General features: G+C 61.4%; 9 protein-coding genes. 7 read left to right on the top strand and 2 right to left on the bottom strand.

What is annotated here, in order from left to right; translation table 11 throughout:
* Positions 1-26: 26 nt before the first annotated feature.
* A complete protein-coding gene (locus Q0K23_RS00235; RefSeq protein ID WP_294516441.1) occupies positions 27-1808 on the bottom strand; it encodes an efflux RND transporter periplasmic adaptor subunit in 1782 nt (593 codons plus the stop codon).
* Positions 1809-2366: 558 nt separating this feature from the next.
* On the opposite strand from Q0K23_RS00235, the gene Q0K23_RS00230 reads away from it, so the two are divergent.
* A complete protein-coding gene (locus Q0K23_RS00230) occupies positions 2367-4874 on the top strand; it encodes an S-layer homology domain-containing protein (protein WP_294516438.1) in 2508 nt (835 codons plus the stop codon).
* A gap of 79 nt (positions 4875-4953) precedes the next feature.
* On the opposite strand, the gene Q0K23_RS00225 is transcribed toward Q0K23_RS00230, so the two are convergent.
* The gene (locus Q0K23_RS00225; RefSeq protein ID WP_294516435.1) at positions 4954-5976 is read right to left on the bottom strand and encodes a hypothetical protein; all 1023 of its coding nucleotides are present in this window, start codon (positions 5974-5976) and stop codon (positions 4954-4956) included.
* Between the two features lie 703 nt (positions 5977-6679).
* On the opposite strand from Q0K23_RS00225, the gene Q0K23_RS00220 reads away from it, so the two are divergent.
* The 6 genes from Q0K23_RS00220 (at position 6680) to Q0K23_RS00195 (ending at position 13067) form a co-directional block, all read left to right on the top strand.
* Positions 6680-7981 (top strand): UDP-N-acetylglucosamine 1-carboxyvinyltransferase, encoded by a 1302-nt coding sequence (locus tag Q0K23_RS00220; RefSeq protein ID WP_294516432.1) that lies wholly within the window; start codon positions 6680-6682, stop codon positions 7979-7981.
* 120 nt (positions 7982-8101) lie between these two features.
* Positions 8102-8890 (top strand): MBL fold metallo-hydrolase, encoded by a 789-nt coding sequence (locus tag Q0K23_RS00215; RefSeq protein ID WP_294516429.1) that lies wholly within the window; start codon positions 8102-8104, stop codon positions 8888-8890.
* A gap of 3 nt (positions 8891-8893) precedes the next feature.
* On the top strand, positions 8894-9376 hold the full coding sequence (gene rlmH / locus Q0K23_RS00210) for a 23S rRNA (pseudouridine(1915)-N(3))-methyltransferase RlmH (protein ID WP_294516425.1): 483 nt from the start codon (positions 8894-8896) through the stop codon (positions 9374-9376).
* Positions 9377-9560: 184 nt separating this feature from the next.
* Positions 9561-11288 carry a phospho-sugar mutase gene (locus Q0K23_RS00205; protein WP_294516423.1) on the top strand — a complete coding sequence of 576 codons (1728 nt, stop codon included), beginning with the start codon at positions 9561-9563 and terminating at the stop codon, positions 11286-11288.
* A 171-nt stretch (positions 11289-11459) separates the two neighbouring features.
* Entirely contained in the window at positions 11460-11819 is a 360-nt protein-coding gene (locus Q0K23_RS00200; RefSeq protein WP_294516420.1) for an XRE family transcriptional regulator, read from the top strand.
* Positions 11820-13067 (top strand): PBSX family phage terminase large subunit, encoded by a 1248-nt coding sequence (locus Q0K23_RS00195; protein WP_294516417.1) that lies wholly within the window; start codon positions 11820-11822, stop codon positions 13065-13067.
* Positions 13068-13079 lie beyond the last annotated feature (12 nt).

The raw sequence follows: 13079 nt of genomic DNA, 5'->3' as shown, positions 1-13079 counted from the left end.
CATCATCTCCTTTTGACAGGAGCGGCTCAGCCCGCCTTGGAGGAGGCGCTGGCCCTGCGGCCATAATAGTTGCCGTCCGCGCTGGGGGTATTGTTATACACCATGTCGCCGTCGTTGAGGCCGGAGGTGATCTCCACGTTGGTGTCGTCGTTCAGGCCCAGCTCCACCGGGATGACCGCGCAGTCGTCGGGGATCTCCTCCTGCATTTCCTCGGGCAGGACGGACTTGTCAATGGCGTTCTCGGGGGCCTCCTGGCCGGGCTGAAGCTGGATGTAGACCACAGGCTGGGGTTTTTCCGCGCCCTCGGGGGTGTAGTACCGCACATCCTGGCTGGGGATGATGATGCCGGTGCTCTCAGCGGCGGTGAACTCATAGTCCAGATAGTAGCCGCCCATCAGGGTGCCGGTGGGATTGTCCACCCGGATAGTGGCGGGGAACACGGTGACGCCGTTTTCATTGGTGCCCTGGACGGCCACGGTCTCCACCACGCCCATGTAGCTGTTGCCGTTCCAGTCGGACAGGTTGATGGTCATGCCCTCGGAGATGTACTGCCGGTTGCGGTCGTCCACCTGGATGTTGACCGTCATAACCGCATTGTCCGCGATGACGATGGCCGTGGTGCCCGAAGTGACTTCCATGTCCGGCATCAGGGAGCAGGTGACCACGGTGCCCGAAATGGGCGCCACGGCGGAGAAGTTCTGCACGTTCTTCTCGGCGTCAGTCACCGCCTGCTGGGCCTTTGTCAGGGACTCCTGGGCGGTGTTGATCTGCTCCTGCTTGGCGCGGATCTGCTCGTCAATATCGTTGGTGCCCTGGACCAGCAGCACCTGACCCGCGGTGACATTGGCGTAATTCATCAGATCCGCCACCTGCTCCACAGGCCCGGCGGCCTTGGTGGCGATGGTGGTGGTCTGGTAGTAGGCCAGCTTGCCGCTCTCGTAGGGGTAGATGGGGACGCCGGCGGAGTCGGTCAGAGAGGCGGAGGCCACCATGTCGGCAGTCAGGGTGCCCGGGTTGTCCAGCACAAAGATGACCTCAAAGGTCACCGAGCCCTCGGGGACGATGCGCTCCACCTTGTTGATCTTCTCCACCGTGCCGGTGAGGGTGGCCATGACGGCGGGAATGGAGATCTCCGCCGTCTGACCCACCTGGATGTCGTTCTCATAGGCGTAGCTGTAGTACAGAGACAGCTTCAGCTTGGTGTCGTCTACCAGAACGGCGATCTGGGTGCCCGAACTCATGGGGTCCCCTACCTTAATATCAGAGACCTCGGTCAGCTTGCCGCCGTGGGGAGCGGTGATGGTCAGGTCGCCCCGGCTCTTCTGCAGGTCGGCCATCTCCTGGTTGAGCTTGGACATGGACTCCTGCTGGGCCACCAGCGCCTCCTGGGCGTTCTTGAGCGCCTCCTCCGCGGCGGGGGAGGTGACGACGTAGAGAGGATCGCCGGCGTTGACCACCTGGCCCTGAGTCACATACACCTCCTGGACCACGCCGTCAGCCGCCAGGGTGATGGTGGCGGAGTCCTTGGCGTTGGCTGCGCCGCCGCCCCGGACCGTGGTGGAGATGGTGCCGGTGGAAGCCCTGTCATAGATGGGCTCGCCCAGGTTGGAGTCCTTATGGTCGGTAAACACAAAGTACCACAGGGCCCAGGCCGCAGCGGCTATGACCGCCAGGACAATGATTGCAGTGATGATGTTCTTGACGATCTTCTTGTTCTTCTTCTTCCGCTCCGGAGCCTTTCCGGAGGGCTGGGGAGCCGGTGTGTGAACGGGCGCCGGGTCCATGACGGGGGTGTTCTGTTCAGCCATTTTCATTTCCTCCTATTGCCATAGGTTCTCATCATCATTGTAGCATGGGGGAACAGGGGAAAGCACTACAAATGAATGACAAGTTGTTAAGATAACCTTAAGATTCAGCCTCCTGTCTTTTAGACGCAGAGAAAGAAAAAAAGTTACCGTCCGAAAGAAAAAAGATGCACGCCCAAGCGCATCGCGGCGGCCCGAAACAAGCCCATGGAGAGGCGCCGCTGCCGGGGACGGACAGCGGGCCGGAGCACAGCACCGGGGCCTGAAACGGGGGCCTCTACCTTATATGTATTGAAAACACGGAAATGTTACAGCCAAACGAAAATAATCAAAAAATTTTAAAAACAGGGCGGGAACCTTTTAAATGGCCATATCGTCTAACAAAAAATGATAAGACAGGAACGGCAAGGTCGTAGTTTTACGGTTGTGTTACAAATGGGGGAAACCGCTTGACGATTTCGCCGGGATGTATTATCATGCCCACAGAGGCAAGGGGTGCGGTACTGTGCGGAAACGCTTAGTTTGCCCCCCACACTCAAAATTTAGAAGGAGGAATTCCAAATGAGAAACCTCAAGCGGGTCCTCAGCCTGGCTCTGGCCTCCGTCATGCTCATCGGCATGATGGTCATTGGCGCCGGCGCTGCGGACAAGACTGCGGCTGACCTGACCGATATGGACAAGGTCACCAACAAAGAGGCTGTCTCCGTGATGGTCGATCTGGGCATCATCGTGGGCAAGCCTGACGGTTCCTATGCCCCCACTGAGGGCGTGGACCGCGCCACCATGGCCAAGCTCATCACCTACGTGCTGATGGGCGACGTGGACGCTGCCATCTTCGAGGGCACTTCCACCGATCTGACCGACATCGACACCAACTGGGCCGAGGGCTACATCAAGTACTGCTATGCCAACGGCATCATCTCCGGTGACGGCCAGGGCCACTTCTTCCCCACCCAGGGCGTGACCGTTGTTCAGGCCGCCAAGATGCTGCTGGTGGCTCTGGGCTATGACGCCAACGCCAGCAAGTACCAGGGCAACTCCATGTGGTCCGTCAACATCATGAAGGACGCTCAGGTTGCCGGCCTGCTCAACGGCGTTGAGGGTACCGCTAACGACACCCTGACCCGTGACGGCGCTGCTCAGATGATCTACAACACCCTGAACGCCAAGACTGTGACCCCCAAGTTCCAGTACGACATGGGCGTGCAGTACCTGAGCGAGTATGTTGTTGACTCCACCACCCTGGGCTATCAGACCTACGGCATGGTGAAGGTGAACGCCACTGTGACCGGCATCGAGGACGGCAAGGCCGTTCTGGCTCCCGCCACTGTGGGCACCAACAACCTGTCCATCAGCAAGACCCTGACCGCTACCCCCGACATGGTCGGCAACGTTGTCACCCTGTACGTGAAGGGCACCCTGAACACCGACGGCACCTACAAGGCCAGCAGCCTGATCTCCAGCTCCCTGGTCATCAGCGCCACCAACGTTCTGGGCACCAGCACCGACGGCACCAAGGTGACCGGCTATGAGGCTGGCAAGACCAACGACCTGACCACCAACAAGACCGCCAACAAGACCTACATCGCCGAGCTGGATGAGTCCGTCAACTACTTCGAGAACGGCACCAAGCTGGACAACGTGGCTGCTGCCAACGCCGCCATCAAGGTCGGTACCGTTGTTGAGCTGATCGACGCCAACGGCAACGGCAAGGCTGACCTGGTCAAGCTGACCAACAAGTCCGTCAAGACCGTCTCCGGCGACGTCAAGACCAAGACCGAGGATGACGTGCTGATGGTCTCCGTCCCCGGCGTCACCACCAACTATGTCGAGGCCAAGAGCGTCTCCGGCTACGAGGGCCTGGCCAAGAACGACGTGGTCCTGACCGTTGAGATCGGCGGCGTGACCTACATCGAGAAGGCCAACACCGTTGAGGGCGTTGTCACCGGTATCAAGAACAACACCTACAAGGTCGACGGCGTGTACTACGGTGTGTCCGGCCTGGTTGTCAACGGCATGGAGGGCTACACCGCCAACGACTTCAAGAACACCTACACCTTCTACCTGGACAACGGCAACAACATCGTGAAGGCCGTCAAGGTCACCGAGGAGACCGTCACCAAGACCGCCGTGGTTCTCGACTACGGCAAGATCACCAGCAGCGCTATCGGCGCCAGCTTCGTGGCTCAGGCTCAGCTGCTGTTCGAGGACGGCACCGTTGAGGTCGTCGAGATGAGCAAGTTCGGCGGCAAGACCGTCGTGAACGCCGACGCTGGTGAGAACGAGGTCAACTATGCCACTGTTGCTACCAACAAGGGCGTGTTCGTCGAGTACTCCGTCGACAAGGACGGCAAGTACGAGCTGACTCTGGTCGACTCTGCTGAGGCCATTGCCACCGATAAGGGCATCACCACCAACACCGCTAAGTTCGACGGCACCAACATCGCCAACGCCAACACCATCTTCCTGGTGAAGAAGGGCACTACCTACACCGCTTACAAGGGCATCGCCAATGTTCCCAGCATCGCCAAGGCTGACCTGAAGAGCGGCCAGGTCGTGAGCAAGGACGGCGTGGCTACCTACGTCTACATCGTGGCTGACAAGTTCACCGGCGACGTGGCTGCTGCCAAGTATGCTTACATCCTGAACAAGGACGCCTATGAGGTCGTTTCCGATGGCAACAACGGTCTGGATTATGTCTATGCCGCTATCGTGGACGGCGTGAAGACCACCCTGACCGTGGACACCACCGACTACGTCAAGGTCAACGGCCTGGTCACCTATGTGACCACCGACGGCGTGGTGAGCGAGGCAGTCAAGGCTGTGACTCCCGCCACTGGCCTGAAGTCCATCTCCGGCGGCGTCATGGTCGTCGGCGCTGACGAGACCGCTTACCTGTACAACGACAGCACCGTCTTCTACGCCATCAACGAGAAGACCGGCGACGTGGAGACCGTGACCGCCAGCGACATCGCTGCCAGCGAGACCGCCAAGGTCGCCGTCGTGCTCGCCGATGGTACCACCAACAACACCGCTTCCGTGGTGTTCGTGATCACCCCCGCTGTGTAATCTGACGATTCACACAGTCACAAGAGCAAAAAAGGGACCCCGGGCCTTTGGCCCGGGGTCCCTTTTGTCATGCCTGTTTTTATTCCAGAAAGATGACGCCGTAATCATGGACAACGGGCGTGCTGCCGGACAGGGACAGGCGGAGGCATCCGGCCGCAGCTGCCGCAGAACGGGTCAGACGGAAGGTGCTCTCCTGACAGGAAGTCCCCTCCAGCGTCTGAGCGGCAGAGGTCCCCGCCTGCTCCATTTTCTCAAGGCTGCCGCTCTGCTCCCCCAGAAACGCGGCGACCGTACCGCCGCCGCTGTGCCGGACATAACAGATGGCCTGAGTCCAGGGGCCTATGTCCTCGGCGGAAGAGATCAGCCCGCCCGAGGTGCTGCCGGCAGGTGTAACGGTCAGCCCGATGGCAACAGGGTGGATGATACTGTCCTCGTCCTCGTATGCACAGACAATACTTCCGGCAATCCCCTCGGAAGTGACGTTTTCCACGCGAATTTCATAGACCTCATCCTTGCGGATGGAGCAGGTGATGGGAAACTCATACCAGGCCATGTTATCTTTCAGAAAGTCCAGCGTCTTGGTGGCATCAGCCAGCTTCCTGTCGTCCTGCCAGATGGACAGCGCCACGGTTTGAATGTTGGAGGTGCCATACCCCTGGACCGAGACCGCGGTGATGGTACCGTTGCCCTGGGCGGTCCAAAGACGCGAGACAAAATCGCCCCTGCGTGCGGATTTTCCAGATGTGAGCGTGGCAGGCCGGGGGACGTCGGACTGACCGGCTGTGTCAAGGCTGACGGTGTGAGCCGCTGTGTCACGGTAGGCGCTCCCCTCCCAGGAGGCGATGCGGCTGCCGTCCAGAAAGCCGTCAAACATCAGCCCCTTCTTGAAGCCGGTGTATTTGCCCTCATAGTAGTTTTGCAGCAGCAGGTTGTAGACGTTGTAGCCCACGTCCTCCAGACCGGACAGGGCCTGGTCCGCTTTTCCCTCCGCCTGCGCCACTGCGGCGTCAATGAGACGGTGGTCCTGGTTGAAGTCCTCCCGGAGAAACGGGTCCGCGCGCTCCCACTGGTGGAGGCCGATGTGCTGTGTCTGTGTGCTCATAAGTATGCTCCTTTCCGATTGTTGCGCCGCTTGCCGCGGCAGGCAGGAGGGCGCCGGGCTTGATACGCTTTCACATGGATCGCCCCCTCCTCATATCTCCCCGTTCCGGTGCGGATTGTTGCACAGTACAGGGCATCCAGTTTTTATATGAGGCCTCCACGCTACCCGGGGCAGAGCAAAAGAACATTATTTGCCGCTTTTTCAACAGAGAAGTGTCGCCCCCGGGCAATCGCGTCGGGATGGGAGACACTCCTTTTTTATGCCATGGACGAGACGGCCGCCGGAACAGGGAAGCCCATCGCTCAGAGAAGTTCCAAAGCCGGGAGCGGCAGAGAAAACCGAAGGAACCAATTTCTAGGACATTCCTTTTTGGAGATTTGTTTAAATAGAATAAAACCACAGAAAAAAGGACATAGTGACACCATAGAAACGGCAGGAAACGGAAAAAGAAGGGGCTGAAAGACACGAAAATTCAATCAGGAGGCCGGAGATACTGTAAAATTACTTTGATTTTACATGAGACTATGTTATAATATCTGCGACTGGCATGGAGCGCATGCCGCGCCGGAAAAACGTCGGGGTTTCCCCTTCAGAAGGAGTACGGCGGAAAATATAAACTTGAATTGTCTGGCCGGTGTTGTGCCGGCCTGCTGACTGAACAGGCTGGTTTCCAGCCGCAACGGAGAGAATAGAGGGTGCCGTTTTGACAAAATATGTGATCCGCGGCGGTAAGCCGCTTTATGGTGAAATCGATATCAGCGGCGCCAAAAATGCCGCGGTGGCCATTATCCCCGCTGCACTTTTGGTGGACGGCGTATGCCGTATTGAGAATATCCCCCAGATCAGCGACGTGACGATGATCCTCAACATCCTGCAGGAGCTGGGCGCCGACGTGCGCACTGTCAACCGGACCACGGTGGACATCGACTGCTCCCACATCCGCAACGCAAGAGTCCCCAACGAGCTGGCTCGGAAAATCCGCGCCTCCTATTACCTGATCGGCGCACTGCTGGGCCGCTTCGGCAGCGCCCAGGTGCCTCCTCCCGGCGGCTGCCACCTGGGCGACCGCCCCATTGACCAGCACATCAAGGGCTTTGTGGCCATGGGCGCCGAGGTGGACGTGCGGGGCGGCTTCGTCAACGCCTGGGTCAAGGACGGCAAGCGCCTGAGCGGCGCTCAGGTCTACCTGGACATCGTCTCCGTGGGCGCCACCATGAACATCATGCTGGCCGCCACCCTGGCCGAGGGCACCACGGTCATCGAAAATGCCGCAAAAGAGCCCCATATCGTGGATCTGGCCAACTTCCTCAACTCTATGGGCGCCCGGATCATGGGCGCCGGCACCGACGTGATCAAGATCAAGGGCGTGGATCGCCTCAACGGCGGCACCTACTCCATTATCCCCGATCAGATCGAAGCGGGCACCTATATGGCCGCCGTGGCCGCCACCGGAGGCGAGGTCCTGATCAAAAACGTCATCCCCAAGCACCTGGAGTGCATCACCGCCAAGCTGGTGGAGACCGGCGTGGAGGTGGAAGAGCGGGATGACGCTGTTCTGGTGCGCAGAGATCCCTCCGTGCGCCTCACCCGCACCAACATCAAGACCCTGCCTTACCCCGGCTTCCCCACCGACATGCAGCCCCAGATGGCCGTGGTCCTCTCCCTGGCCGAGGGCACCAGCGTGGTCACTGAGGGCGTGTGGGACAACCGCTACCGCTATGTGGACGAGATCCGCCGCATGGGCGCACAGTTCCAGGTGGACGGCAAGGTGGCCGTCATTGAGGGCGTGGACCACCTCACCGGCGCCCCTGTCCGGGCCTGCGACCTGCGGGCCGGCGCGGCTATGGTCATCGCCGGCCTGGCCGCCCACGGCGTCACAGAGGTGGACTGCATCCACTATATTGAGCGCGGCTACGAGGACATCGTACGCAAGCTCTCCGGCGTGGGCGCCGACATCCGCGTTGTGGTCACCCCCGACGAGGACAAGCAGGCCCAGGTGGGATAACAAAACAGCCAGTCAGGGCGGCGGCAATGTGCTGCCGCCCTGTTTTTATGAACGCGCCGGGCATATAACGCCCCCACAGACCGTTTTATTGCTTGCAGACACTACATAGGAGAGATTCGATTGCTGTCATTGACCACCCTTGCCAGCGGCTCCAGCGGCAACAGCCTGCTGGTGTCCGATGGGAAAACCCATATCCTGATCGACGCCGGCATCTCCGCCCGGCGAATCACCAAGAGCCTGCGGGAGCTGGGGATCGACCCGGCTGAACTGGCGGGCATCCTCATCACCCACGAGCACTCCGACCATATCTGTGGGCTGACCACCCTGACCAAGCAGTTTGACATGCCGGTATACGCCAGCAAGGGCACCGGACGGCAGCTGTGCTACCGGATCGCCTTCCTGGAGAACCGGCTCAGGGCCTTTGAGGCCGGCGCGGTCTTTGAGATCGGAGGCCTGACCGTGGAGTCCTTCCCCACGCCCCACGACACGGCGGAGAGCGTGGGCTACGCCGTCTCCGCGGAGGGCAGAAAGGCAGCCGTGGTCACCGACCTGGGCAGGGTCACCGAGGAGGTGGCCAGGGGAATCCGGGGCGCCAACCTGCTGGTGGCCGAGACCAACTACGACCCGGAATGGCTCCAGTCCGGACCCTACCCCTACTACCTGAAGGAGCGCATCCAGGGGGGCTGGGGACACCTCTCCAACCAGGCAGGGGCCGAGTTGGCCTGCTCCGCTGTGGAAAACGGGGCCAGCACCGTGATCCTGGCCCACCTGTCCAAGGAGAACAACACCCCCGCCAGAGCCTACGACACGGTGCTGGCCGCCATGGAGCGCAGGGGCATACGGCCGGGGACCGACGTGCGGCTGGAGGTGGCCCCCAGAAGCGAGACGGGTATTCGCTGTGAGGTGTAATATATGCTGGGAATTCACGTGATCTGCGTGGGAAAACTGAAGGAAAAGTTCTACACCGACGCCTCCGCCGAGTACGCCAAGCGGCTGGGAGGATACTGCAAATTCCAGCTCACCGAGCTGCCCGAGGAGCGGCTGCCCGACAACCCCTCCCAGGCCCAGATCGACGCCGCCCTGCGGAAAGAGGCCGACGCCATCCTCCAGCGGCTGCCCAAGGGGTGCGCCGTCACCGCCATGTGCGTAGAGGGAAAAGGACTCTCCAGCGAGGAGCTCAGCCGCCGGATCACCGACTGGGCCGGCCAGGGCCGCAGCCAGCTCTGCTTTGTCATCGGCTCCTCCTACGGACTCCATCCCGCTGTCAAGGAGCGTGCCGACCTGCGCCTGTCCATGTCCAAAATGACCTTCCCCCACCATCTGGCCAGGGTCATGCTGCTGGAGCAGCTCTACAGGGCCTTCAAAATCGCCGAGGGCTCCAGCTACCACAAATAGCGCCCCGCCGTAATACACCGCGCGGCCCCCGCACAGCAGCGCTCCGGGGACCGCGCGGCGTTTCCATATTTGAAATTTGTGGGTATTTCTGGACTTCAGGGGTGGATAGCCGGTGGGCGTTGTGCTATAATCACAACAGCGGGAACCTGTGATTCCGGAAATTCAGATATTGGAGGTAAGTCCCATGTCCTATCGTGATATGTATGAGAAATGGCTGAACAGCCCTGCCCTCAGCGAGGCGGAAAAAGAAGAGCTGCGCAGCATCGCCAATGATGAAAAGGAGATCGAAAGCCGCTTCTTTGCCCCCCTGGAGTTCGGCACCGCCGGACTGCGGGGTACCATGTGCGTGGGACTCCATCAGATGAACGTCCACGTCATCCGCCACGCCACCCAGGCCTTCGCCGAGGTCATCCTGGCCGAGGGCGGCAACGCCGCAGAGCGGGGCGTGGCCGTCTGCTTCGACTGCCGCAACCACTCCGCTGAGTTCGCCCGTGAGGCCGCCTGCGTCATGGCCGCCAACGGCATCAAGGTGCGCATCTTCGACGCCCTGCGCCCCACCCCCGAGCTCTCCTTCGCCGTGCGGGAATACGGCTGCATCGCCGGAATCAATGTTACCGCCAGCCACAACCCCAAGGAGTACAACGGCTACAAGGTCTACTGGCAGGACGGCGCTCAGCTGCCCCCCCACCACGCCTCCGCCATCGCCGCCAAGATGGAGGAGCTGGACCTCTTTGACTCCATCAAGCGCATGGACTATGACGAGGCGGTCAAGGCCGGCCTCATCACCCTGATGGGCGCCGAGACCGACGAGAAGTTCCTCTCCAACGTCATGGGCCAGGTCAACGACAAGGCCGCCGTGGACAAGGTGGCCGACACCTTCAAGATGGTCTACACCCCCTTCCACGGCACCGGCTACAAGCTCATCCCCGAGGCCCTCAAGCGCCTGGGCATGAAGCACGTCATCTGCGTGCCCGAGCAGATGGTCATCGACGGCAACTTCCCCACCGTGGTCTCCCCCAACCCGGAGAACCCGGAGGGCTTCTACCTGGCGGTGGACCTGGCCAAGAAGGAGGGCGCCGACTTCATCCTGGGTTCCGACCCCGACGCCGACCGGGTGGGCATCATGGTCAAGAACGACAAGGGCGAGTACATCACCATCACCGGCAACCAGACCGGCGTGCTGCTGCTGGACTACCTCATCGGCGCCAAGAAGCGCACCGGCAAGATGCCTGAGAACCCCGTGGCCCTCAAGACCATCGTCACCACCGAGATGGCCCGCAAGGTGGCCGAGACCAACGGCCTGAAGTGCTACGACACCTTCACCGGCTTCAAGTTCCTGGCCGAAAAGAAGGACAAGCTGGAGAACGCCGGCGAGGGCAAGGTCATTTTCGCCTACGAGGAGAGCTACGGCTACATGCTGGGCGACTACGTCCGGGACAAGGACGCCGTCACCGCCGCCCTGTCCCTCACCGAGATGGCCGCCTGGTACGCCGGTCAGGGCATGACCCTGTACGATGCCCTCCAGAAGTGCTATGAGAAGTACGGCTTCTACGCCGAGAAGACCCTCAACCTGGTCATGCCCGGCCTGGACGGCCTGAAGAAGATGGCCGACCTGATGGCCGGACTGCGGGAGAAGCCCCCGGTGGAGATCGCCGGCGTGGCCGTGAAGCAGCAGAAGGACTACAAGGACGGCTCCGTGGTCAACGTCTCCGACGGCGCCAAGAGCACCATAGAGCTCAGCGGCTCCAACGTGCTGCGCTATGAGATGGCCGACGGCACCAGCCTCATCGTCCGCCCCTCCGGCACCGAGCCCAAGGTCAAGGTCTACATCCTGGCCAACGGCGCCACCAAGGCCGAGGCCGACGAGAAGGTGGCCAAGTACACCGCCTGGGCTGAGAGCCTGAAAAAGTAAACAATCCAGCTGAAAAGCTCCCCTGCGGACTGCCCGCAGGGGAGCTTTTTTGCGCCCTTTTTTCAGTCGGGACCGGGAGAAAAAACAGAGTGAAAAAATTTTTTCCACCGTTGATGTACAGAAAGCAGCAATATTCCCGGCCGGAACAGATGGGGGTGAGAGGTGAGTGGAGTGAAAACCGAATCGGGAAAAAAACGGGAGCGGCGGCTGAACACCCTGATGCGGCGCATGGAGCGGCTGGCCGGCGGCAGGGTCAACGACGCGGTCAAGCTGGCCTTCCTGGACGGCGAGCGGGTGGATGAGATCGACAATCTGGACCTCTCCGCCCTCACCGAGTTCAAGCGCAGCGGAAACGGAACCGTGGAGATCAAGCTCATGGACCGGGTGGCGGTACTGGAGAAGATCGCCGCCATGCTGGAGCGGGGAGAGGAGGACGAGGCAGACGCGTTCCTCCGGGCGCTGGAGCGCCCCGGAGACCAGTGCGCCGGGACAGAACCCGGCGGAGAATCTGTGCCCGGGAGGGGCGAATGAGTGCGGAAATGGGTATTTTCCGAAAAGCAGAAGACTGTGCTGCGGTGGTGGTGCACACCGGAACGGCGGTATGAGGCCATCATCTGCGACGGCGCCGTCCGCAGCGGAAAGACCTTCTGCATGGGGCTGTCCTTTGTGTGCTGGGCCATGGCCAGATTCCAGAATGCCGCCTTCGGACTGTGCGGCAAGACCACCGTATCCCTCCGGCGCAACCTGGTGAGAGGGCTGGTGCCCGTGCTGGAGGAACTGGGGTTCCGGTGTGAGGAAAAGGTGTCCCGCAACCTCCTCACCGTCCGGCGGGGCGGGAGGGAGAACACCTTCTACCTCTTCGGCGGCAAGGACGAGGGCAGCGCCGCCCTCATCCAGGGCGTGACCTTGGCGGGCGTGCTGCTGGACGAGGTGGCCCTCATGCCCCGGTCCTTTGTGGAGCAGGCCTGTGCCCGGTGCTCTGTGGCGGGAAGCAGGCTGTGGTTCAACTGCAACCCCGAGGGGCCCGAGCACTGGTTCTACAAGGAGTGGATCCAGAAGGCGGAGGAGCGCAACGCCCTGTACCTCCACTTTACCATGGAGGACAATCCGGGGCTCAGACCGGAGGTGCGGGCGCGGTACACGCGGATGTTCAGCGGCGCATTCTACCGCAGGTTCGTGCTGGGGGAGTGGGTGGCCGCTGAGGGGCGGGTCTACGACTTCTTCGACGAGCGCTACGTGGAGGACCCGCCCGACGGCCTGAGCCGGTGGTGCATCTCCTGCGACTACGGTACCGTCAACCCCGCCTCCTTCGGGCTGTGGGGGTGGAAGGACGGGATCTGGTACCGGGTGAAGGAGTTCTACTACGACTCCAGAGCGGAAAAACGGCAGAAGACCGACGGGGAGTACGCCCGGGACCTGCGAGAACTGGCCGGGGGACGGGACATCCGGCTGGTGGTGGTGGACCCGTCGGCGGCCAGCTTCATCGAGGTGCTGCGGAGAGAGGGATGGCGGGTGGTGAAGGCGGAGAACGACGTGCTCTCCGGCATCCGCACCACCGCCGAACTGCTGCGGGAGAAAAAGCTGGTAATCTGCCGGGGGTGCCGCGACGCCCTGCGGGAGTTCCAGCTCTACTGCTGGGCAGACAGAGGCGGACAGGACCGGGTGCGCAAGGAACACGACCACGCCATGGACGAGATCCGCTACTTCGCGGCCACCGTGGCCGCCGGCAGAGAGCCGCCCTACCTGGGCGCGGCCTACGTGGAGCGGACAAGATTTTAGAATACGGGAGGG

The sequence above is a fragment of the uncultured Pseudoflavonifractor sp. genome (genome assembly GCF_944387275.1).
Taxonomy (GTDB): domain Bacteria; phylum Bacillota; class Clostridia; order Oscillospirales; family Oscillospiraceae; genus Pseudoflavonifractor; species Pseudoflavonifractor intestinihominis.
The sequence above is the reverse complement of the archived record's forward strand: the minus strand, read 5'-3'. Positions and strand labels throughout refer to the sequence as shown.

What these genes read in the sequence shown, in the direction of transcription:
- Q0K23_RS00225 (WP_294516435.1), bottom strand. Translation starts at nt 5,976, where the DNA reads ATGAGCACACAGACACAGCACATCGGCCTCCACCAGTGGGAGCGCGCG.
- Q0K23_RS00230 (WP_294516438.1), top strand. Translation starts at nt 2,367, where the DNA reads ATGAGAAACCTCAAGCGGGTCCTCAGCCTGGCTCTGGCCTCCGTCATG.
- rlmH (WP_294516425.1), top strand. Translation starts at nt 8,894, where the DNA reads ATGCTGGGAATTCACGTGATCTGCGTGGGAAAACTGAAGGAAAAGTTC.
- Q0K23_RS00235 (WP_294516441.1), bottom strand. Translation starts at nt 1,808, where the DNA reads ATGGCTGAACAGAACACCCCCGTCATGGACCCGGCGCCCGTTCACACA.
- Q0K23_RS00205 (WP_294516423.1), top strand. Translation starts at nt 9,561, where the DNA reads ATGTCCTATCGTGATATGTATGAGAAATGGCTGAACAGCCCTGCCCTC.